This window comes from Acidisoma sibiricum, assembly GCF_057837225.1.
This window is the reverse complement of the sequence record NZ_JBYQFD010000002.1, coordinates 144,812-166,123: the sequence shown is the minus strand read 5'-3', so window position 1 is coordinate 166,123 and position 21,312 is coordinate 144,812. Positions and strand designations below refer to the sequence as shown.

Here is a 21,312-nt window from a genome sequence, read left to right as displayed (position 1 = left end):
GCGGATTGCTCAATTGGTCGGGAAGTCGGTGGCGAGGCCGACCTCGCGCCAAGCCTCAACCTCGGCCAGACGCTCGCGCAGCTTGTTGGTCACCGCATTGACGCCGAACCCGCCCAGCACGAGGTGGCGCGGCGGGTTCTGTTCCTCCGTCACGCGGATCATCGCTTCGGCCGCACGTACCGGGTCGCCGGCCTGCTTGCCGCTGATATCGGCGGTCGCCTTCATCCGGGCCGCCGCCGTCTCAGCATAGTCGGCGATCTTGCTCGGCGTCTGACGCAGAGACCGTCCCGCCCAATCGGTGCGGAAGGGGCCGGGCTCGACGCAGGTCACCTTGATGCCGACCGGCTTGCCCTCGGCGGCCAGCGCGTCGGAGAACCCTTCCACCGCATGCTTGCTGGCAGCGTAATAGCCCGAGCCCGGGAAGCCGATGAAGCCGGCGACCGAGGTGATATTGATGACATGGCCCTGGCGCTGGCGGCGCATGATCGGCAGCACGGCACGGGTCAGTGCGAAGAGGCCGAAGACATTGGCGTCGAACTGGGCGCGGATCTCGGCGTCGTCGCCTTCTTCGATCGAGGCCTGATAGCCATAGCCGGCATTGTTCACCAGCACGTCGATGCGGCCGAAGCGGGACTCGGCTGCGGCCACCGCGTCCTTGATCTGGGCCGCGTCGGTGACATCAAGGCTCAGCGCCAGCACCCGATCCTCAGCCCCCTTGGCGATATCGGCGACACGGGCCTGATCCCGCGCCGTCACCACGGCGCGCCAGCCGCGGGAGACGATGAGGCGGGCGAGGTCCAGGCCGAAGCCGGTGGAGCAGCCGGTGATGAACCAGACGGGGGTGGAGTCGGATGCCATGGGGAAGACCTTTCCTGCGAACGCACTAGACCGATTATGTAGGATGCCAGGCCGGACGCGGCCGTGTGACAAAAGCGTGTGCCGGGTCCCGCTGTCGCAGGTTGGACCAGACCGGCAGGCATGGCTATGCAGGCAGGACCCGTGCCCGCTGCCACTCGCCGGGTGCTTAGCCGAAGGCCTTCATGCTCACCACCTTCTTCGTCATCCTGCCCATCTTCGCCCTCATTCTGGTGGGCTTCTTCTGCCGGCGGACCGGGGTTCTCGGTCCCCATGCAACCACCGAACTCAATCGCTTCGTGGTCTATCTCGCTCTGCCGGCGCTGCTGTTCGATATCATGGCCCATGCGCGCTGGACGGCGCTCGATCAGCCGGGCTTTACGGCGGTCTTTACCCTCAGCTGCTTTCTCGTCTTCGGCCTGACCATCCTGCTGCGACGGGGCGGCGGCCGTCACCTCGCGGATGTCAGCATCGATGCGCTGAATGCGGGCTATGGCAATACCGGCTTCATCGGCTTCCCGCTTAGCCTGATCGTCTTCGGCCGCGACAGTCTGACGCTCACCACCATCGCCGCCATCGTCACCGTCTGCGTGCTCTTCGCGGTCGCCATCGTGCTGATCGAGATCGGGCTGCAGACCGAGGCGCATCCGGCGCGTCTCATGCTGAAAGTCGGCCGCTCGCTGATCCGCAACCCGCTGCTGGTCGCGCCCGTGCTGGGTGCGCTCTGGGCCACGACCGGTATCGCACTGCCGGGCAGTGCCGAGACTTTTCTCAAGCTACTGGGGGAAGCCGCGTCACCCTGCGCCCTGGTGGCGCTCGGGCTTTTCCTGGGCGAGCGCCGCGCGGTCACGCCAGCGCGCCCGGATGGCGGTGTCTGGCTGCTGGTTGGACTGAAGCTGATCGGCCAGCCGGTCATCGCCTGGCTTCTGGCGACGCAGGTTTTCTGTCTTGCTCCGCCGCTCACCCATCTCGTCGTGGTGCTGGCGGCTTTGCCCACCGGCACCGGCCCGTTCATGCTCGCCGAATTCTATGGACGCGAAGCCGCGGTGACGGCGCGCGCCATCCTGATGTCCACAATCGTCTCCCTGGTGACGGTCTCCGCCTATCTCGCCTGGGTCGGTTAGCGCTGGTCAAATCAGGGTTCGGCGCCGAAATACTTGGCGCGCAGGCGGTCGATCAGCCCGCTCTGCATGTCGGCCACGATCGCCAGGTTCATCGGCCGGATCAGCGGGCTGCCGAGCGGTGCCGCGAAAGCCATTTTCTCGGGGCGGAAGATGGAGCCCACCACCGTCACCGGCACGTCGGGATGGCTATGCTGATAGAAACTCAGGATGGCGGCGTCACCGATGATGGCGTCAACCGCGCCTTTGCGCAGTGCGGCGATCAGCGTGATCGGCTCATCATAGCTGACGCAGGTCAGCGCTTCATCAAAACAATAATCCGCGCCGACCGTGCCTTTCAGCACGCCCACTACCTTGCCCGTCAGGCTGGCCTTGCCGGTGATCTGGCTGGTGAGGCTGCTTGTCGTCATGACGCTGGTGATGGAGGAGGTGATATAGGCGACCACCGCAACCCCGCAGATCATCCAGAGCGCGGCGATGATGCGGCCATAGACGCCGAACAGCCGCTTATGGGAGGTTTTGCCCGAGGTCGTGACCGAGACCACATGATAGAAGCTTTCGATGAAGCCCTTATGCCATTCCGGGTGGAACTCTTCGTCGAAATAGCGGTCGAACACCGTGAGGCCGATGGTGGCGATGCCGATCAGGATCGCCAGCCACAGATAGATCTGCAGATGTCCGCTTTGTGCGAGATTATTCCAGAGGCTGATCAAGCCGGAATGATGGGTGCGGTCGACCATGACGCGCTGGCCGGAATCGAACCAGGGCTGCGTGAAGTCCATGCGCAAAAGGCGCGGCTCCGTCACCGCGAGATTGCCGGCGACGACATCGACCCGGCCGGCCGAGACCGCGTCGAGCAAAGCCGGCAGCGTGTCAAAAGCCTGATACTGGTAATTGACGCCGATCTTGGCCGCGACTGCTTGCCAAAGGTCGATCGCCATACCGCCGTAACCCTGGGTCGTCTGCTCAACGAAGGGTGGCAGGACCAGGATGCCGACCTTGACGGAGGCGGGCAGGTCAGCGGCCTGCACCGTCGCTCTGCCCAGGGTCAGGGACAGGAGACAAAGGGCGAGCATCGCAAGGCGAAGCGCGTGGCGTGTCATGGATGGTCCCGGATCAAGGCGGCTGCGTCATTCGCTTGAAGCCAGGAACGGTGGGATTTGGCAATAGCTGGCGACCCGAAGGCGGGCCGCGGGATGCCGTGCGTCAGTCGGGCGGCGGCTGGAACAGGGATTTCGGGATGCTCGCATGCACGCCCCAATTGCCGTCCACCACCTGGGTGATGCCGAAATCGACGGCGACGGAGAGCAGGGAGAGCGCCTCATCCTCGCTCATCCCGCGCGCTGTCATGAGGAAGCGTCGCGCCTTGCGAAAGGCATCCCCGCATCGCGGCATCGAGGGAAGACCGCTTATAGACCTCGCTCTGTGCGGTTTCCCCGAAATCGGCCAGGTAATCCGGGTGGCTGAAGCCCTGGACGATCCAATGCTCCTCGGTCTCGATCAGCGGATAGCTGAGGTCGCGCAGCATGGCACTGGCGGTCTCCCGCGGATGCAGCGTGAGGCGAAGATGACCGGTCATCGAGGATTCGATAGCCGTGCCCGACACCTCACCATCGCCCTGCGCCGCATGCGGATCGCCTAAGGAGAGCAGCGCACCCGCGACCGAAACCGGCAGGAAGATCTTCGCACCCGGACCCAGGCGCCAATTGTCGATATTGCCGCCGAAAGCCGAGGGCGGCACGGAATCGAGCGGACCGGGATGGTCCGGGGCCAGGCCGATGGTACCGAAATGCGGCCGGACGGGCACATGCACGCCGTTCAGGACATCGGGCACCGGCATGATTGTTGTGTGGTCTACGACGACGCCGGGATAGTCCATCGTGACGTGAACCACGCCGAACGGGTCGCGCTGCGGTGTCCAGCGGAAACTATAGGCGGCATGGGCGCAGAGCCGGTTGCCGCAGGTCAGGATTTCATAAAGGGTCACCACCTCGCGCGGGCGCGGTTCGGTCAGCAGCTCGTCATAATGCCGGCCCCACCATACAGCGGCATGGCTGCCGAAGCTGCGCCCCTCATAGCCGGGGGCACGGCTCGGACGGGGTTCGATGGCGAGGATTTCCACCTCCAGCACGTAGCGCGGCCGCGCGCCTTCCACCGCGATCGGTCCGGTCAGGATATGCACGCCAAAACCTTCGCCCGCGCCGCGGCCGTAGATGGAGGCATCCAGCGGTCCGGCGCCGCGCCGGTCCACCGCCTTATGGGTCGCCGTCCATTGAAACACCGCTTCTGCATCGGCATCGCCCGCTATCATCCGCGCCGCATCGTCGGAAGCGTGCTGGGTCAATGTCTCGACCGTCACCGTATCGCCGGAGCGGACTGAGAGAGCAGGCGCCAGGGTCCGGCTGAAATAGCCCCAATGCACGGTCTCAGGCGTGGCACGCAGATGATGGTGCAGCGGCCCCTCGGCGCGTGGGACTGGCAGGGTGGCAAGCGCCGGGGCAGGGGGCGCTTCCGCGCGGCCGCCAGAGACGGGTCTGCCGCGGCTGCGGGGCTCATGGCTCTCGGCTTTCGGCGCTGCCTGTGCCCGGTGCTGGGCCGGTGTCAGGCTGAAGCGCTGGCGAAAGGCGCGACTGAAATGGGCGGGGTCTTCAAAGCCGCAGCGGAAGGCAATGTCAGCGACCGAGAGGCGCGCCAGGGCCGGATCGGCCAGGGCCTCGGCCGCGCGCATCAGCCGGCGATGGCGCAGATACTGGCTGAAGCTGCGGCCCTCAGCCTCCAGCAGTTTCTGCACGGCGCGTTCCGAAATCCCTTCCTCGGCTGCGAAGCGGGCGAGGTTAAGATGGGGTTCGCCGAGTTGGCGTTCGATGGCGGCAAGGATGCGCTGCCGCAAAGCGGCGCGTTGCGCGGTGCCGCCGGCGAGCGGTGCCAGGGCCGCGGGCATGATCTCGGCGAGCGCCGTCTCCAAGGTGGAGAGCATCGCCTCCGCGCCCGTCTCCAGCGCTTCGGCCAAGGTGGCAAGCAGGCCGGTGAGGATGGGGGAGGCACCGGGACGCAGCGGGCCGGCCTCGGCCAGGCCTTCGCTCTCCCCGAAGCCGCCCCATCGCGGGTCACGCCGCGGCAGGCGTAAAAGGAGGAGCCGGGAGGGCTCGGTTGGCCGCAAGAGCGGACCCGCCTGGCCCGGCCAGATGAGCAAGTCGCGCAAGCTCGGCGCCTCACCACTGTCCAGCCGGGCAACACCCGCCAGCAGGATGCCGAGCCACATCTGCGCGGGCGTCCCGGTTTCCAGGCGATGCAGCGCAGGACTGTCGGTCGCGATCAGGATGAAGCGGCTGCCGCGCGGTGCCTGATGGCTCCAGATCTGTCCGCGTGGAGGCGGCCCGCTTTCGGCAGCCGCCAGAGCCTGCTGGCGTAGCGCTGCGGCCCAGGCCGCAGGGCGGCGGTCCAAGGGGAACGGGTCGGTGCTGAACCGCTCAATGGCCATGGCGCGATCATGCGGGCCATGGCCAAGCGGCGCAAGCGGCAGTGTTGCTGCCGCGTTCAATCGGGAGGGAAAACCGCGCGGCAGATGCGGGCATGCACGCCCTGCCGCCCGTCTACCACCTGGGTCACGCTGAAATCTGTCGCGACACTCATGAGCGAATAGGCGTCGTCACGGCTGAGGCCGCGATGCTCGGTCAATAGCCGCAGCATCTCCAGGCTTGCGTTCTTCATGGCGATGTTGAGGTCATCGTCGAAGCCATGCGTCATCCAGTATTTCGGCGTCTGCAGCAGCGGCGAGGGGAAAGCGAAATCCCGCCGCAGGAAGATCTGAAAGGTGACGTCGAGCGAGGCTTCGATGGCCGTCCCACTAATCTCCCCATCGCCCTGGGAAATATGCGGATCGCCGATCGAAAACAGCCCGCCATCGACCTGCACGGGATAGAACATGGTGGCCCCCGCCCCGATGCGCCAATTGTCGATATTGCCGCCGTGATTGCCCGGCGGCACCGTGCTGACGCGGCCTTGGGCATCGGGCGCGACCCCCGCCGTGCCCAGATGCGGACGTACCGGCACGCGAATGCCGGCAAGCGCCGGCACGCGGCAGAAATCCTTTTCATGCGTGATGGCGCCGGGGGTCAGATACTTGCCCGGAAAGTCATAGGCGAAGACGGCTTCGGCGGTTTGTCCGGCCTCATCCATGCGGTAGATGGTCACGCGCTCCTTCTCGCCGAATTCCTTATAGAGATGGCCCCAATGGGCGGCGAGATTGGAGCCGTAGCGCAGCCGCGGCGTCATGTGCAGATAGCGCACTTCCAGCATGTCGCCGGGCTTGGCGCCGTCCACGAAGATTGGCCCTGTCATGATATGCACGCCCGGATTGCGGTCAGCCTCGGGCACGCCGCGGAAGATGGCATCGATCCCGCCATCGATCATCAGCTCCGGCGCATCTCCGGCATGATGGGTGATGGCCTCGGCGCGGATGATGTCACCGCTTTTGACCGTCAGCGCGGGCGCGAGATCCGCATCGAAATAGCCCCAATGCACAGTCTTTGTGGTGGCGCGCAGATTATGCAGAGCCGGTTGACCGCTCTCCTGTTCGGCGGCGTGTTCGTTCTGGATCAGGGTCATGCTCGGGTTCCGTCAGGCGAGAAGGGTTCAGGTGCGGTCAGCGCGAAGGCCGGCGATGAGGTCGATCTCAACCATGGCACCCACCGCAAGTCCGGTGACGCCGACGCAGGTGCGGGCGGGGAGGGGCCCGGTGAACCAGGCGCGGTACGCGGCGTTGAAGGCCGTGTAGTCACCTTCAAAATCGGTGAGGTAGACGCGCACCATCAGCGCGTCATCCATCGTCAGGCCGAATTGCGCGAGCACGGCTGCGAGGTTGCGCCGCACCTGCTCGGCCTGGGTTACGACATCGCCCGCAACCATTGTGCCGGTCTCTGGCTGTGTCGGCATCTGGCCGGTAATGAACAGAAGATCACCCCATCGCGTGGCGTGGGAGAAGGGGGCGACGCCAGGCGGCACGCCCTGGGCCGGGGTGAAGGTGAAGCTTTCCTTGGCAGTCATGTCAGGGCCTCCACGGGCTCAGCCGCACTCATCACGTTCAGAAAGCGGCGGGTGAGCTGATGCTTGGGATGGGTGAGAACCTCCCGCGCGGGGCCTTCTTCGGCGATGACTCCGCCCGCGAGAAAGACAACGCGGTCTGCCACATCGCGCGCGAAACGCAGCTGATGGGTGGAGATGACCATGGTCAGCCCGTCTTCGACTGCCAGGCGGCGGATCACCTCCAACACTTCGCCCACCAGTTCGGGGTCGAGGGCCGAGGTCGGTTCATCCAGCAGCAGAACGCGCGGATTGGGGGCAAGGGCGCGCGCGATGGCGACGCGCTGCTGCTGACCGCCTGAGAGATGGCGCGGCAGGGCATGGGCGCGATGGGCCAGGCCCACACGCGTCAGCAGCGCCATGGCGCGCGCCCGGGCTTCAGCCGCCGGCGCGCCGTGAATCCAGCGTAGCGGCCCCGCGACATTCTCGAGCGCGCTGAGATGGGCGAAGAGGTTGAAATGCTGGAAGACCATGCCGATCCCAAGCCGGGCGCGGGCCTGGGCGAGGGCGCGGGGGGAGGGCGGCTTGCCACCGGCCGCAGTGCCAAAGGGCTGGCCCGCGATCTGGACGCTGCCGAAATCCCAGCTCTCCAGCCCGTCCAGGCAGCGGAGCAGTGTGCTTTTGCCGGAACCCGAGGGACCGAGCAGCGCCACGACCTCGCCCGCGCGGACGGTGAGGCTGACACGGTCCAGCACCAGCTGATCGCCATAGAGTTTGCGCAAGTCGCGCGCGTCCAGCACCGTTTCCCCTAACGCGCGCGGTGCGCGGTGCGCTGTATCGACGGGCAGCGGATCAGGCGCGGAGTCTTTTTCTGCGACGTCGGGTGTTACCGGCACCGACATAGGGCCTTGCGCGCGATACCAGGGCATCAGGCGCATGAGGCGGGATTCCGAACCTCCGCGATCGAGATCGAGCGCGCGCTCCACCATCAGCTGCAAGCCGCTGACCGCACCCGTCAGCACCAGATAGAGGATGCCGGAGGCAAAGAAGATCGAGAAGAAGTCGAAGGTGGAAGAGGCCAGCTGCGTGCTGCGCAGGGTCAGTTCCTGCACCGAGATGACGCTGGCGAGGGACGAGTTCTTGAGCGCGGACACCGCCTCATTGCCGAAGGCCGGGACCATGACGCGGATCGCCTGGGGGGCGATGATGCGCCGCATCAGCACGATGGGCGTCATGCCGAGCGCCTGGCCCGCGGCGCGCTGGCCGCGATCGACGCCGAGAATGCCGGAGCGCAGGATTTCCGCGATGAAGGGCGCTTCATTGGCCGAGAGCGCGAGGGCGGCCGCCATGGCGGCGGAGAGCCTGACCCCGATGTGGGGGAGCGCGTCATAGGCGAAGACAAGTTGCAGGATCAACGGCGTGCCGCGGAAGATGACGGTATAGGCGCGTGCGACGGCTGCCAGAAGCGCGAACCTGGCGAGCTGCATGCTCGCCAGGATAAGCCCCAATATCAGCCCGCCGATGAGCCCCAGCACCGTCACTTCGATCGTGAAGAGGGTGCCTTGGAGAAGATACGGCAGGCTCAGATAATGGAGAAACAGCTGCATCAGTTGATGACGAGATGCGGGGCGGCGATGCTGCCCGCGTCAAGCGACCATTTCTTGATGAGCGTGAGCTGAGCACCCGAGTCCTGCAGCGCAGTGAGGGCGGCGACAAAGGCATCGCGCATCTCCGTCTTGCCCTTGGGCACGCCGATGCCGATGTAATAGGGCAGCGTCACGGCGAGCGCCTTGCTAAGCTGGGTCGGATAGGCCTTGACCGCCTGATCGACCGTATTGACGTCGTTGATATAGGTGTCGGCCCTGCCGGCGAGGATGGCCTGGATGCAATCGGCGTTGTTGTCATAGAGCTGCAGCGCGGGCGCGGGCTTGCCGGCGGCCTTGCAGGCGGGCGCCAGGTTCTGCACCAGCGGCACTTCGACGAAGCCGGTATTCTCAGCCGCCGTCAGGCCACACAGCGAGGTATTGATGCCGGTGATTTTCTTCGGATTGTCCTTCACCACCAGGACGCCATCGAAGACCTTGGAATAGGTGATGAAGTCGGCGGCCTTCGCGCGGTCGGACGTCGCGTAGATATCCGAGATCACGAAATCGGCCTGGCCGCTTTGCAGCGTGGGCAGCAGGGCCGCAAAAGCGACGGGCTTATAGTCAACCTTGAAGCCCAAGCACTTGCCGATGGATTCGCCAAGATCGATGTCGAAGCCGATGTACTGGCTAGGGTCTTGCGGGTCCAGCGCCTCATAGCCCGGCGTATGCGGGTTGATGACATTGATCAGCGTCTTGCCCTGGAACATCGGGTATTTCGCCTGCAGCGCGGTGCAGGCGGCCGGGGTGGGTGGCAGGTCGCTCGCGGCGGCATGGGCGCGGTGCGGGGCCGCGCAGAGCAGCAGGCCGGCGGCGCCAAGCGCCACCAGGCGCAGGGTCTGGCGCCACGGGTTCGCCCAGGCGGCGCGCGGCTGGGAAGGATTGGCTCGCAAGATCATCCTAGGTCGCTCCTCTCTATGATCGGGGCGCATCCTAGGCAGGGGCGGGGAGCGCGCTTTAGGACGGCCGGCGCGGCGCATTGCCAAAACAGGGCGATCAGACGGAGATTGCCCGTCTGATAAGCAAAGGACGAATATTGTGCCGGTTATTGTGGCGATACCCGGCCAGCCGTGCCGGGTCAGACCCGATGAGAGGATGAGGAAGCAAGCCTAGGTTATGTCAAGGGATGCCGTGTCGCTTTTGTCTTCGGCGGACGGCGCGATTTCGTTGAGCTTCTGGGCCAGGCGCTTGCCGCTGTCCTTCAGCGCATCCTCCCACCGGCTGCGGTCATCCACGGCGCGGTCGCGCGGAATGATGAGGCACATGCAGCCCAGGGTGATTCCGGTCTTGCCGCGCACCGGCACGGCAAGACAATCCGCGAAATCATCGACGAGCCCGCTGGTCGTGAAGAAATTCTGCGCATGGGCTTGCGCAACCTCATGGCAGAACTGGTCGGCATCAAGACTGTGTCCGTCGGGCAGGACGAAGTCCTCCGCAGGGATGAAGGCTTTGATCGCCTCTGCATTGAGGTGATCGACCAATAGGCGCCCGGACGCGGTCCAGGGGATGGGCATGTCACGGCCGACGTCGGAACTGATTTTGAAGAAGGCGCGGCCGGTCTTCATGTGCAGAACGGTGAACTTATTGCCGTTGAGAGTGCAGAACTGGCTCGTCTGCCCCGTCAGCCTGGCGAGCGCCGCCACTTCTTCGCTGGCCAGGCGGCTGAGCCGGTGGTTGTTCAGATAGTCGGCCCCATAGAAATGCAGCGTCCGTCCGAAGAAAACGCGTGAATGATCGTCATAGATTTCTAAAATGCCGCCTTCGAGCAGGCGATTGACAAGATTATAGGTCGTCGAGCGCGGTGCGTTCAGGTGCCGGGCAAGTTCGCCGATGCGCAGCGGCTTGCCCGCGCTGTGCAGCGCCTTGAGCAGGTCGAGCACGCGATCCACGCCCCGGACCCGCGCGTTTTCAGTCGAATCACCCACGTCAGTCTTCCGAATATGTCGTTGCGCTGTTTTAAAGCCTATCGTAAGCTTGTCCAGTATATTGAACTGCTGTCTTGTCTGTTGGACAAATTATTCGGAACTAAGCGAATCAGGTTTCGCTTCAAGCAGGCTCCTGAGATCTTCGACACATGCCGCATTTCGGAAGGCATGTTTTGTGCCAATGGCTTTGTGTATTCGGGGTGGTCATGAAACGTCTCGCGGGGAAAGTGGCCATTGTGATCGGCGGTGCCCGCGGCATTGGTGCCGGCATTGTCACGCGCTTCCTGGAAGAAGGCGCCTCTGTCGTGATCGGTGATCGGGACGAGCGGTCTGGCGCAGCGCTGATGGTCAGCCTGCCGGACTCAGCCCCGATCCGCTTCGTCCAGATGGACGTGACCTCGGCTGCGGATAACGCGCGCATTGCCGGGGAAGCCGAAAGCGCCTTCGGCCGGCTGGATATTCTGTGCCAGAATGCCGGCATCTATCCCTGGACGATGATCGAGGACGTGACCGAAGAAGAATGGGACCATGTTCTGGCGGTCAATCTGAAGGGCGCCTTTCTGTCGCTGCGCGCCTGCCTGCCGGCGATGAAGCGTCAAGGCAGCGGCCGCATGATTTTCACCTCCTCCATTACCGGGCCGCGGGTGAGCAGTCCCGGCCATAGCCATTATGCTGCGAGCAAGGCGGGTATTGTCGGGTTGATCCGCAGCGCGTGTATGGAACTCGCGCCCTACGGCATTACCGTCAATGGCGTCGAGCCGGGGAATGTCTTGACCGATGAAATCAGACGGTCGCGCACGCTCGACTTCATCGCGGGCATGGAGCGGTCGGTGCCTTTGGGCCGATTGGGCACGCCGTCCGATGTCGCCAACGCCTGTCTTTATCTTGCCTCAGACGAGGCAAGCTATGTCACCGGAACGACGATTGTGGTCGATGGCGGCCAAATCGTCTGTGAGAGCAAGCCATAATATCGTTCTGATACCAAAAAAGACATTGCCCAGGCGCCATGCTGCCAAGGCCCGGCGCGCGTGACTGAAGAGAAGCCATCACACTCATAGCAGCAAGGGATAAGTACGATGATCTCGCATACCCTTCACCGGATAGGCTGGCGACGGCTCCGCGGCCGGGGGCTTCGTGCCGCCCTCGCGGTCGGCGCCATGCTGGGCCTTGGCGGTCATGCCGCGCTCGCCCAAAGCGCGTCCACCAGCAGCGCAGAAGCGGCCAAGCTGACCTTCTGGTTCTGGGGTGAGAGCGATGTGCCAGGCATCGACAAATGGCTCGCAGGCGCGGTCAAGACCTATGAGACGCTCAATCCGAAGGTCAGCCTCGATATCGTGCCGCAATCCTCAGACACGCTGATCGGCGCCTTCCGCCTGGCCGCCCAAAGCAAGTCTGGCCCCGATATGGATACGCAATGGGCGACGCTGCCGACGCTGACGCCCTATTGGACCGGTGCTGCCGTGCCGATTTCGGATTACGTGCCGGCAGCCGAGACCTCGCAATGGCTCAATACCAATGAGAATGTGGCGGGCGACAAAATCATCGCCATGCCGCTGTATCTGATTGGCGTGCCACTTGTTTGGAACAAGGATCTTTTCAAGCAGGCCGGTCTTGACCCCGAGACGCCGCCCAAGACCTGGACAGACTTCCTGGCCGATTGCGCGGCCTTGAAGGCGCATGGCATTACGCCGTTCGGCATGGGCAATAGCGACGGGTTTTTCGGCGCCTGGATGTTTGCGATCTACGCCAAGCAGGAACTCGACTCGCTCGACCAGCTCAAATCGGCGATCGCCAATACCGGCACCTATAAGATGGCGCAGTTCGATACGGTTCTGCGCAACCTTTATGGCCTGATGCAGGATATGATCGCGAAGGGCTATGTCAATTCCGACGTCGCCTCGCTCAGCCTGACCCAGGGCTGGACCTTGTTCCCGCAGAAAAAGGTCGCGATGTCCTTTGCGACCGACGGCAATGTGCTGACCTGGGAGCAGACGCTGGGTGCCAAGTCAATCGGCGTGGCGGCACCGCCCATCTGGGGCAATGGCAAGCTGGCCGATACCTATGACGTCACGCAATCCTCGGACGAGTTCATCACCAGCTGGTCCAAAAACAAGCCTGCGGCCGCGGCCTTTCTGGCCTGGCTGCACCAGCCGGATAATTTGAAGACGCTCTACAGCCAGACCAACGCCTTTCCGGCCGACAAGCGGTTTCCGGTTTCTGCGATTTCCGATCCGCTCGCCAAGCAGCTCTATGAGCTGGATACTGCGCCGGTCTCAATCTGGCTGGAAAACTATCTGCCGCCGCAGGTCGACAACAATGCCGATATTCCGGCCGGGCAGCTGATTACCTCGAAGGCCGGCACGCCAGACCAGGCGGTCGCGATTTGGGACCGCGTGATCAAGCAATGGCGTCTGCAGCAGGTGCAGGAATTCCGGCAGTTCAAGACCTGGGCAGCGACTCATGGCTGAAGCCGACCATTCGGTCCGGCGAGCCTTGGCGAGCGGCGGCGAAGAGACCCTTCGCCGCCTTTCCAAACAGAAGCGATTCGATGGCCGGTGTCTTTGGGCCTATGCCTTTGTCTTGCCGGCTGTGCTGGCGCTGGTGGCGGCCTTCGGCTATCCGCTGGTTGAGGTCATCCGCTTCAGTTTCTATTCGGGCGCGGTGGGTGATCTGACCTATGTGGGTACAGCGAATTATGAAGGCCTGTGGCAGGACCCGGTTTTTGTTGGGTCTTTGCTCAACAATCTGAAGCTGCTGTTGACTGTGCCGATTATGACGGTGCTGGCCCTGATCATCGCGCTCATCCTCAATGCGCAGGTGCGTGGCTGGCAATATTACCGCGCGATCGTCTTTCTGCCCTACATCCTTCCGGCCACCGCGATCGGGCTCACCTTCAGCTTTCTGCTGGAGCAGCGTGGCGTGCTCAATACCCAGCTATTGCACTGGCATCTGGGTTTCCTGGCGGCGGATTGGCTTGGCTCAGCCTCCAATGTGGTGCCCACGATCGGCGGCGTCATCATCTGGCAGCAGCTGGGCTTCGGCATCGTCGTTTTCGCGGCCGCTCTCCTCGCGGTGCCGCAAGAGCTGGTCGAGGCCGCGCGGATTGACGGCGCCAGCGGCTGGCAGATTCAATGGTCGATCCTGCTGCCGCAGATACGACGGGTGATCGAATTCTTCATGATTGTGGAAGCGATTACCGTCCTCTCCGCCATCTTTACCTATGTCTATGTGCTGACCAAGGGCGGCCCGGCGGAATCCTCCAGCGTGCTGGAATTCTATATTTTTGAGAATGGATTTGAGAATGGCGCCATCGGCGTCGCCTCCGCGGCCGTGGTCGTGCTGCTTGGCCTGGCAAGCGTGCTGATTTTTGTCTATCTGCGCATGCGAGCCCAGTCCTCCGAGGGTGGATTATGAAACGGTTGCTTGTGCCGGGCCTGCAGCAGCTGTTGCTGATTGGACTGACGGTCGTCTCGATCTATCCGCTCTGGTTCATCATGCAGACGGCGCTGAAGACTCAGCAAGCCTATGTCAGCAATCCGACCGGCTTGCCGACATCGCCCAGCCTGCATGGCTTTATGGACGTCTTTCAGACCATGCCCTTCGGGCGATGGACCCTCAACAGTATCCTGGTGGCGCTGGTCGCGGTGGTCGCGGCGACGGTGATTGCGGTCTTCGCGGCCTATGCGATTGCCTTTGGCCGCTTTGTCGGCCGGCGCACCTTCTTCAACATCAATATTGCCCTGATGGCACTGCCGCCGGTGGCTTTGGTCGTGCCGCTGTTCACGGTGATGGTGCAGGCGGGCCTGATCAATACCCTGCCGTCAGTGACGCTGGTCTATACGGGGCTGCTCATTCCCTTCTCCATCTTCTTCCTCGCCAATTTCTTTCGCGAGCTGCCCCAGGAGCTGATCGAGGCGGCGACCATCGACGGCGCCTCGCATACGCGCATTCTGCTGCGGATTGTCATGCCCCTGTCGGTCGCGACGACCTTCACCCTGGTGATCGTCAATACCATCTGGGTTTGGAACGAACTGCTGTTTGCACTCGTCTTTCTGCAGGATGACCGGCAGCGGACCGTGATGGCGGGACTGGCTTTGTATCAGGGGCGCTTTGCCACCAACGAGCCGATGATGATGGCGGGTGCGCTGCTTTCCATTCTGCCACTTCTCATTCTCTATCTCGCCAGCCAGCGATTTTTTGTCCGCGGCATGACGGCGGGCATCGGCAAATAAGACAGGCTAGGCGCCCTTGTCGCGCTGCAAAGGACCCTCAGGCGGCGCATGCAGCCTGAGGGTGGCAGATTACTTGGCTTCAGCAGCCGCGCCGTTCGAGCCCGGGGCGGGGTTGGTGAGACGCGCCGAGACCGGCTTTTCCGTGCAGGCGGCGACAGCCATCGTGCAAACCAGGAGAATGATAGCCATGGGCTTGGTCATGTCATGGTCCTTTATCGGTCAAATGCCAGAGACCATTTCATTATTCCGGTTGCAAATGCAGGTCAAATACAACGCCCATGGTAACTAATTTTGTTCCAGAATAAATGGCGAGGCCCACCGCCGCCACCGCACTGTCAGGATGCTGTGCCGCGCTTGACGTTGCCGGCATGGCCGCCACCGCCGAAGACGCGCTCCTCGCCAAAGGTCGCGCGCAGCGGCGCCACCGGAGAGGCGATGCCGAGTTCGGGGAACAGCAACTCCGCCACGCGATAGGCTTCCTCGAGATGCGGAAAGCCTGACGCGATGACCGTGTCGATCCCCAGATCCTGATATTCCCGCAGACGGGCGGCGACGGTCTTGGGTGATCCGACCAGCGCGGTGCCGGCGCCGGAGCGCACCAAGCCGACACCCGCCCAGAGATTGGGCGAGACTTCCAGCTTGTCGCGGCGCCCCTGATGCAGGGCCTGCATACGTGCCTGCCCCACGGAATCAGATTGCTTGCTGAGCACTTCCTGCGCGGCCGCAATGGTCTCATCCGTCAGATGGGAGATCAGCCGGTCCGCCGCTGCCCAGGCCTCTTCATCGGTTTCACGGACGATGAAATGCAGGCGGATACCGAAGGTGACCTCGCGGCCGTGCTTCGCCGCAGCGCGGCGCACATGCGCAATTTTTTCGGCCACCTGGGCCGGCGTCTCACCCCAGGTGAGGTATTTGTCGATGATGCCAGCCGCAAAATCGACCGCGGCATCCGATGAGCCCCCAAAATAGATCGGGGGACGCGGCTCCTGCACCGGCGGCACGCCGAGCGTCGCATGATGGGCTGTGATGTATTTGCCGTCGAGATGACCCTGGCCGGTTTCGATCAGGCTGTTGAAGACCTGAAAGAACTCCGCCGCGTGGTCGTACCGCTCATCATGGGGCAGGAAGATGCCGTCACCCGCCAGTTCGTGGGTACTGCCGCCGACGACGATATTGAGCAGAAGGCGGCCGTGCGAGACGCGATCGAGCGTGGAGGCGAGGCGCGCGTAATGGCTGGGGGAGGCGGTGCCCGGCCGGACGGCGACCAGGAATTTCAGCCGTTCGGTATAGGCCGCGAGATAGGCCGCGAGCACGAAGGACTCTTCGCAGGCCGCCCCCGTGGGAATGAGCACGCCTGAATAGCCGAGCCGGTCCGCGGCCTGGGCCACTTCCGCGAAATAGGCCGGGTCCGAGGTGCGCGCCAGCGTGTTCGAGCCAAGATAGGACCCGTCCCCGGAGGAGGGGATGAACCAGAGAAAATCCAGCGGATCGCGCGCCATGTCATGCCTCATTTCAAAATCGACGCATGCGTCGGGGACCGATGCGGCGATACCCGATGATGCGGCCGGCGGCCGCCCCTGTGAACGGCCATGATCACTATCCTGCTCGTCGCCTGCGGCAAAGCCGCCGTCAGCCGAGATACTCCATGATATGCAACCCGGCATTATAGTCCGTCGTATAGACGAGGCTGCGCTCGTCCACGAAAACGTCGCAGGTTTGAATGATGGGCGGGCGGCCGGGCCGCCGGTCTATCATGCGCGTCGGTGCCGGGGGCACTAGGGCCGCGGTCTCCACCGGCTGGTAGGGGTTGGAGATGTCGAAAGCGCGCACGCCGGCATTCTGGTAGGTCGCGAAAATCAGCGTGTCGCTGATGAAGCTGCCGGGCCGGTTCTCATGCAGGTTGTGCGGGCCGAAATGGGCGCCCTTGGCCTTGTAGTCACGCTCCGCCGGTGTCGGGAAAGTGCTGATGCTGACGGGATTTTGCGGATTGCGAATATCGAAGACCCAGGTGAGTTTGAGACCGTCTTCCTGATTGTCGAGCACGGCCTCATCCGCCACGATGAGCAGATCGCGGCCGGGGAGAGCGAGTGCGCTATGGGTACCGCCGCCATAGGGCGGCGCCCAGTTGCGATGCACGATCAGCTTGGGGTCGGCGGGGTCGGCCACGTCAATCAGCGTCAATCCGCCATCGCGCCAGCAGCCATAGGCGGTGGTGCCGGAGACGGTCGCGTGGTGCAGGGCGACGCGCTGCGTGGGGGGCCAGCCTGGCCGCTCGCCGGCCGCGAGATTCATGCCAGGCAGCCAGAAGCGGCCGACTTCGCGTGGGCGGGTGGGCTCGGAGACGTCGATCGTCATCAGGATATAGTCGCTGAACCCGTCGGGCAGGGCGGAGGCATAGGCGTAACGCCCGCCCGTATACCAAAGCCTGTGCAGGCCGACGCCCTCGACCGGCATGAAGCCGATCTGGCGCGGGGCTTCGGGGTCTTTCAGATCATAGATCGCCAGACCCGCGCTCCAGTTCCGCGCCGGTTTGGCGGGCTGGGCCGAGGCCAGCGTCTCCGCCACCGAGCCGCCGTAATAGGCGTGCTCATCCGCGAAGGCAGGATCGGCGAACAGGTTCTTTGCATGGACAACCAAAAGCAGGTCATCATGGGCCTGCAGATGGTTATTCCAGGTATTGCGCGGCGCGGCGACGAAGCCCGTAGCGCGCGGGCGCCGCGGGTCACGCACATCGACGATGCTGAAGCCTTCGGAGACGAACTGGCCGATATAGGCATAACCGCGATGGACCATGAGCTGCACGCCATCCGACCGGCCGGCCTGGTCGCTATGGCCGATCAGCCGCATGTTGCGGGCATAGTCAGGAACGAGATCCGTCATGGTCCGGGGGCCACTCCGCCGCTGTTACTTCGCCGAAACCACAGGAATCCAGGACGCGGTCGCCGCATCACTTTGTCTGAAATCGGGGTCCTTGGCGGCCAGATCCTGGATGGTCTTGATATCATTCTTCAGCAGCTCGTCCCGCGTGATGAGATGCGGGTTGACGTCGATTTTGGCGCCCGGATTCTGGCCCGCGATCAGCAGGGCGACGGCGCGGACCGATACTTCGCCCACGACGGCGGCATTGGTCGCGGCACTTGCGACCCAGGGGCTGTTCGGCTCGCGCATCGCCTGGATGTCAGAGGTTGAGGTATCGACGCCATAGATGCGGACCTTGGCGTTCAGACCCGATTCGCCAAGGCCGAGTTTCACGCCGCGCGCGAATTCGTCCCAAGGCGTGAAGACGACCGTGATATCCGGGTGCGCGCGGAAGACTGCCTGGGTCTGATCGGCGACGGAGGCGGGGGTCGTGCTGTTGACGATTCCCCAGACCGCCTGGTTCTTGATGCCGGGATGGGCGGCCAGGAAGGCGCGGTAGGCAGCATGGCGATGGTCCAGCGGCAGGAAGCCCGCGACATAGACCTCGCCGGCGTTGAAGTGATCGCCATTGTCTTTCAGCGCCTGGGCGAGCACGAGATCGGCCATGGTGTGGTCGTTCTGCTCGACCACAGGCACGCCGGGCAGGCCGAGATCGAGGTCATAGGTGACGACCTTGATGCCCGCAGCCTGCGCCTGCTGCACAACGTCGCGCAGCGCTTCCTTGGTGCCGTTGTTGATGACGATCCCCTGGACATGCAGGTCGATCGCCTGCTGCACCAGGGCGCGCAGCCGGTTGGGGTCCTGCTGCGCTTCCGACAGACGAATAGAGGCGCCAAGGGCCTTGCCCTGGCGCGCGGCGCCCGCCTCATAGGCCTGGAGGAAATCGCTGCCGCTGAGATAGTTCACGACCGCGATGGTCACACCACCCTTGTCGAAGGGCGGGGGCGCGCCGGGCAGGCCAGCGGCCTGGGCGCGGCCCGCGCCGAGTGAGGCCACGCCAAAGGCGAAAACAGCAGAAGCGGCGAGAAGCCGGTTTTTGAAAGCAACGCGCATAGCACACCTATATCGCAAACGGAGGACGCATAATCGCGAATGCGTGAGCGATATAGGATGCACCATCACATGGCAACGTGATTTTTATAATAAACGATGGAATTTAGTTGTTAACGACGTCAGGCCCGTCCGATACGCCATTGCCCCTGGGGAATGCGGCCGTTGACGGCGAAGTCACCGACGATGCGATCCTTATAGACGCGCGGATTGTGGGAGCTGATGGTGCGCGCATTGCGCCAGTAGCGATCAAGCCCGGTATCGCGCAGCGTGGCCGAGGCGCCGAGCGCATCAAACAGAGCGGCGGTCGCGTCTATGACAAGCTGAGACACCACAGTCTGTGCCTGCCAGATTTCGATTTCGGCCTCGGCCACCACAGCCAGTTCGTCATGCTGCCCGACGGCGTCCGCCGCGCGGTCGAGCGCGCGCGCTGCCTGATGCACAATGGCGCCGGCGGAATAGGCATGGGCCCGCACGCGGCCGATGACTTGAAGCAGTTGCGGGTCGTCGGCCGCACTCGATGTTGGCGCATTGCTGTAGCTGCGCTTGCGGGCGCGGAGGATGGCAGCGGTGTCGCTGGCCGCCGCGCGGGCGATGCCGGCGAGGGTCGCCAGATGCACCAGCTGATAGAACCCTTCCGAATAGGAGAAGGGGGCGCGCTCCGCGACGATGTCCGCCTCGTCGACAGCGACGTTCTGGAAATGCGTGGTGCCGCTGGCGGTCAGCCGCTGGCCCATGCCATTCCAGTCATCCACAACCTCGACACCCGGCGCGCGGCGCGACACCACGACGCTGACGCCATTGCCATCGGCATCCGACGCGCCGACATGCACCCAGTCTGAAAAGAGCGTGCCGGTGGTGTAGAATTTGGAGCCGTTGAGCCGCCATCCTTCCGCCGTCTGCCGGACCTCGGTGGAAAAGCGGGCCTGTTTGGCATTGCCGAGTTCCGACCAGCCGGCACCGACGACATCGCCGCGCAATAGCCGCTCATACCAGCGGGCCTGACGTTCGGGCGGGGCTTCGGTGCGGATATGTTCGACGAAGCCGTAATGGGCGCGCAAAGCCTGGGTGATGTTGGAGTCCGCCTCCGACAGTTCGATCAGAAGGGCGAAGAAGGTCTTGAGACTGACACCCAGACCGCCCGCAGATTTGGGCACGCGCAGCGCCGTGAAACCTGCGTCCCGCAGCCAGTCGATCTCATCATAGGGCAGGTCGCGGTCAAGCTCGCGCTTGATGGCGTTCTCGCGGATGCGGGTGAAGAGCGGGCGGAAGCGCTGGCTGAGCCGATCGAATTCAGCATCATCTGAGCCGCCCCAGGCGGAGCCCAGCTTGAAATCCTCGGGCAGGTTGGAACGGTCATAGGCCATGATCGGTTTGTCCCATCATTCGGCGGTGTGAGCTGCCGTCGCCGATGCGCGAGAGCATCGGCGACAAGACAACTTGCGTGGTCCGGGCAGGCTTAGCTGCGCGGAACCGGAATCCAGGCGGCGGTCGCGGCGGAGCTGCCGGCGAAGGACGGCACCTTCTCCTCCAGATCCTTCACGTTCTGGATATTGTCCTTCACGAGAAGATCGCGGGTGACGAGCGCGGGCTCGACCAGGATTTCATGCCCTGGGTCCTGGCCCGCGAGCAGCAGGGCCGCGGCACGGACGGAGACTTCTCCCACCACTGCCGGATTCGTGGCAGCCGTCGCGACCCAGGCGCTGTCAGGGGCGCGGATGGCCTGAATATCGGCGGTCGAGATATCGGCGCTGTAGATCTTCACCTTGGAGGAAAGCTTGTTCTCGGCCACGGCCAGATTGGCGCCGCGGGCGAATTCGTCCCAGGGCGCGAAGACCACCGAGATATCGGGATGCGCCCGGAAGACGGCGGCCGTCTGATCGGCGACATTGGTCGCGACCGGGTTGCTGACCGACCCCCATTGCGCGACCTGATGAATATTGGGGTTCTGCTTCAGCACATCGTCCCAGACGGCGCGACGGCGATCGAGCGGCGCGAAGCCCGCGACAAAGACGAGACCGGCATCGAAGGACGTGCCGTTATCCTTCAGCGCCTGGCCGAGCACGAGGGTCGCGAGGTCCTTGTCGCTCTGCTCAACCTGCGGGATGGCGGGGTTGTTCAGGTTGACGTCGAAGGCCACGACCTTGATGCCGGCCTTGAGCGCCTGGTTGACGAGGTCGGACAACGTATCGAGACGGCCATGGTCGATGATGATGGCCTTCACGCCAAGGTTGATCGCCTGCTGCACGGCATCGCGTTCCACCGCACCGTCACCATTGCCGGGGAAGAGACGCAGATTGATGCCGAGCGCCTTGGCCTGGCGCACGGCGCCGACACGGTAGGCCTGAAAGAAATCACCCTGCGAAATCAGGCTGATCAGGGCGACCTTGACGTCGCCCTGGTCGAAGGGGGCCGGTGCGCCGGGCAAGCCGGCAGCGCGGGCGGGCAGGATGCCGGCGGCGGCCAGGATGACGCCCGAAAGCAGCAGGGGCAGGGCGCGAAGACGTTTCCTCATGGGAATTTTACCTCAGTTGACGATGCGTGA

18 protein-coding genes and 1 pseudogene are annotated in these 21,312 nt (G+C 63.9%); 5 read left to right on the top strand and 14 right to left on the bottom strand.

The window, feature by feature from the left end:
* Positions 1–9 precede the first annotated feature (9 nt).
* Complete coding sequence (locus AC3G7M_RS19185; RefSeq protein ID WP_489216918.1) at positions 10–858, bottom strand: oxidoreductase; 849 nt, start codon at positions 856–858, stop codon at positions 10–12.
* A 182-nt stretch (positions 859–1,040) separates the two neighbouring features.
* Here AC3G7M_RS19185 and AC3G7M_RS19180 point away from each other — a divergent pair, with 182 nt between their 5' ends.
* Positions 1,041–1,979: an AEC family transporter gene (locus AC3G7M_RS19180; protein ID WP_489216917.1), complete on the top strand. Its 939-nt coding sequence runs from the start codon at positions 1,041–1,043 to the stop codon at positions 1,977–1,979.
* An 11-nt stretch (positions 1,980–1,990) separates the two neighbouring features.
* Here the strand turns inward: AC3G7M_RS19180 and AC3G7M_RS19175 are convergent, their stop codons facing one another.
* The 7 genes and pseudogenes from AC3G7M_RS19175 to AC3G7M_RS19145 form a co-directional block, all read right to left on the bottom strand.
* A complete protein-coding gene (locus AC3G7M_RS19175) occupies positions 1,991–3,079 on the bottom strand; it encodes a transporter substrate-binding domain-containing protein (protein WP_489216915.1) in 1,089 nt (362 codons plus the stop codon).
* A 103-nt stretch (positions 3,080–3,182) separates the two neighbouring features.
* Positions 3,183–4,893 (bottom strand): annotated as a pseudogene (locus AC3G7M_RS19170) (acetamidase/formamidase family protein); the annotation flags it as partial.
* 620 nt (positions 4,894–5,513) lie between these two features.
* Positions 5,514–6,584, bottom strand: coding sequence for an acetamidase/formamidase family protein (locus tag AC3G7M_RS19165; protein WP_489216913.1), 1,071 nt, complete (start codon positions 6,582–6,584; stop codon positions 5,514–5,516).
* 27 nt (positions 6,585–6,611) lie between these two features.
* Entirely contained in the window at positions 6,612–7,022 is a 411-nt protein-coding gene (locus AC3G7M_RS19160; RefSeq protein WP_489216911.1) for a RidA family protein, read from the bottom strand.
* Positions 7,019–8,605, bottom strand: a complete 1,587-nt coding sequence (locus tag AC3G7M_RS19155) for an amino acid ABC transporter permease/ATP-binding protein (RefSeq protein ID WP_489216909.1) — start codon at positions 8,603–8,605, stop codon at positions 7,019–7,021. The genes AC3G7M_RS19160 and AC3G7M_RS19155 overlap by 4 nt, the downstream gene beginning before the upstream one ends.
* The gene (locus AC3G7M_RS19150; protein WP_489216908.1) at positions 8,605–9,540 is read right to left on the bottom strand and encodes an ABC transporter substrate-binding protein; all 936 of its coding nucleotides are present in this window, start codon (positions 9,538–9,540) and stop codon (positions 8,605–8,607) included. The genes AC3G7M_RS19155 and AC3G7M_RS19150 overlap by 1 nt, the downstream gene beginning before the upstream one ends.
* Positions 9,541–9,750: 210 nt before the next feature.
* A complete protein-coding gene (locus AC3G7M_RS19145; RefSeq protein ID WP_489216906.1) occupies positions 9,751–10,566 on the bottom strand; it encodes an IclR family transcriptional regulator in 816 nt (271 codons plus the stop codon).
* A gap of 206 nt (positions 10,567–10,772) precedes the next feature.
* Here AC3G7M_RS19145 and AC3G7M_RS19140 point away from each other — a divergent pair, with 206 nt between their 5' ends.
* From AC3G7M_RS19140 to AC3G7M_RS19125, 4 genes are all read left to right on the top strand, one after another.
* A complete protein-coding gene (locus AC3G7M_RS19140; RefSeq protein ID WP_489216904.1) occupies positions 10,773–11,534 on the top strand; it encodes an SDR family NAD(P)-dependent oxidoreductase in 762 nt (253 codons plus the stop codon).
* A 108-nt stretch (positions 11,535–11,642) separates the two neighbouring features.
* A complete protein-coding gene (locus AC3G7M_RS19135) occupies positions 11,643–13,034 on the top strand; it encodes an ABC transporter substrate-binding protein (RefSeq protein ID WP_489216902.1) in 1,392 nt (463 codons plus the stop codon).
* Positions 13,027–13,980: a carbohydrate ABC transporter permease gene (locus AC3G7M_RS19130; protein WP_489216901.1), complete on the top strand. Its 954-nt coding sequence runs from the start codon at positions 13,027–13,029 to the stop codon at positions 13,978–13,980. The genes AC3G7M_RS19135 and AC3G7M_RS19130 overlap by 8 nt, the downstream gene beginning before the upstream one ends.
* Positions 13,977–14,798 (top strand): carbohydrate ABC transporter permease, encoded by an 822-nt coding sequence (locus tag AC3G7M_RS19125; protein WP_489216899.1) that lies wholly within the window; start codon positions 13,977–13,979, stop codon positions 14,796–14,798. The genes AC3G7M_RS19130 and AC3G7M_RS19125 overlap by 4 nt, the downstream gene beginning before the upstream one ends.
* Positions 14,799–14,867: 69 nt before the next feature.
* Here the strand turns inward: AC3G7M_RS19125 and AC3G7M_RS19120 are convergent, their stop codons facing one another.
* From AC3G7M_RS19120 to AC3G7M_RS19095, 6 genes are all read right to left on the bottom strand, one after another.
* Positions 14,868–14,999 carry a hypothetical protein gene (locus AC3G7M_RS19120; RefSeq protein ID WP_489216897.1) on the bottom strand — a complete coding sequence of 44 codons (132 nt, stop codon included), beginning with the start codon at positions 14,997–14,999 and terminating at the stop codon, positions 14,868–14,870.
* Positions 15,000–15,133: 134 nt separating this feature from the next.
* Positions 15,134–16,297, bottom strand: a complete 1,164-nt coding sequence (gene ssuD / locus AC3G7M_RS19115; RefSeq protein WP_489216896.1) for an FMNH2-dependent alkanesulfonate monooxygenase — start codon at positions 16,295–16,297, stop codon at positions 15,134–15,136.
* Between the two features lie 130 nt (positions 16,298–16,427).
* Positions 16,428–17,678, bottom strand: coding sequence for an LVIVD repeat-containing protein (locus AC3G7M_RS19110; protein ID WP_489216894.1), 1,251 nt, complete (start codon positions 17,676–17,678; stop codon positions 16,428–16,430).
* A gap of 24 nt (positions 17,679–17,702) precedes the next feature.
* Positions 17,703–18,770 (bottom strand): substrate-binding domain-containing protein, encoded by a 1,068-nt coding sequence (locus AC3G7M_RS19105; protein ID WP_489216892.1) that lies wholly within the window; start codon positions 18,768–18,770, stop codon positions 17,703–17,705.
* Between the two features lie 119 nt (positions 18,771–18,889).
* Complete coding sequence (locus AC3G7M_RS19100) at positions 18,890–20,134, bottom strand: acyl-CoA dehydrogenase family protein (protein ID WP_489216890.1); 1,245 nt, start codon at positions 20,132–20,134, stop codon at positions 18,890–18,892.
* 92 nt (positions 20,135–20,226) lie between these two features.
* Positions 20,227–21,282 carry a substrate-binding domain-containing protein gene (locus tag AC3G7M_RS19095; RefSeq protein ID WP_489216888.1) on the bottom strand — a complete coding sequence of 352 codons (1,056 nt, stop codon included), beginning with the start codon at positions 21,280–21,282 and terminating at the stop codon, positions 20,227–20,229.
* Between the last annotated feature and the right edge of the window lie 30 nt (positions 21,283–21,312).

Coding starts and splice junctions, on each gene's coding strand:
- AC3G7M_RS19185 (WP_489216918.1), bottom strand. CDS start 858: ATGGCATCCGACTCCACCCCCGTCTGGTTCATCACCGGCTGCTCCACC.
- AC3G7M_RS19180 (WP_489216917.1), top strand. CDS start 1,041: ATGCTCACCACCTTCTTCGTCATCCTGCCCATCTTCGCCCTCATTCTG.
- AC3G7M_RS19175 (WP_489216915.1), bottom strand. CDS start 3,079: ATGACACGCCACGCGCTTCGCCTTGCGATGCTCGCCCTTTGTCTCCTG.
- AC3G7M_RS19165 (WP_489216913.1), bottom strand. CDS start 6,584: ATGACCCTGATCCAGAACGAACACGCCGCCGAACAGGAGAGCGGTCAA.
- AC3G7M_RS19160 (WP_489216911.1), bottom strand. CDS start 7,022: ATGACTGCCAAGGAAAGCTTCACCTTCACCCCGGCCCAGGGCGTGCCG.
- AC3G7M_RS19155 (WP_489216909.1), bottom strand. CDS start 8,605: ATGCAGCTGTTTCTCCATTATCTGAGCCTGCCGTATCTTCTCCAAGGC.
- AC3G7M_RS19150 (WP_489216908.1), bottom strand. CDS start 9,540: ATGATCTTGCGAGCCAATCCTTCCCAGCCGCGCGCCGCCTGGGCGAAC.
- AC3G7M_RS19140 (WP_489216904.1), top strand. CDS start 10,773: ATGAAACGTCTCGCGGGGAAAGTGGCCATTGTGATCGGCGGTGCCCGC.
- AC3G7M_RS19135 (WP_489216902.1), top strand. CDS start 11,643: ATGATCTCGCATACCCTTCACCGGATAGGCTGGCGACGGCTCCGCGGC.
- AC3G7M_RS19130 (WP_489216901.1), top strand. CDS start 13,027: ATGGCTGAAGCCGACCATTCGGTCCGGCGAGCCTTGGCGAGCGGCGGC.
- AC3G7M_RS19125 (WP_489216899.1), top strand. CDS start 13,977: ATGAAACGGTTGCTTGTGCCGGGCCTGCAGCAGCTGTTGCTGATTGGA.
- AC3G7M_RS19120 (WP_489216897.1), bottom strand. CDS start 14,999: ATGACCAAGCCCATGGCTATCATTCTCCTGGTTTGCACGATGGCTGTC.
- ssuD (WP_489216896.1), bottom strand. CDS start 16,297: ATGGCGCGCGATCCGCTGGATTTTCTCTGGTTCATCCCCTCCTCCGGG.
- AC3G7M_RS19110 (WP_489216894.1), bottom strand. CDS start 17,678: ATGACGGATCTCGTTCCTGACTATGCCCGCAACATGCGGCTGATCGGC.
- AC3G7M_RS19105 (WP_489216892.1), bottom strand. CDS start 18,770: ATGCGCGTTGCTTTCAAAAACCGGCTTCTCGCCGCTTCTGCTGTTTTC.
- AC3G7M_RS19100 (WP_489216890.1), bottom strand. CDS start 20,134: ATGGCCTATGACCGTTCCAACCTGCCCGAGGATTTCAAGCTGGGCTCC.
- AC3G7M_RS19095 (WP_489216888.1), bottom strand. CDS start 21,282: ATGAGGAAACGTCTTCGCGCCCTGCCCCTGCTGCTTTCGGGCGTCATC.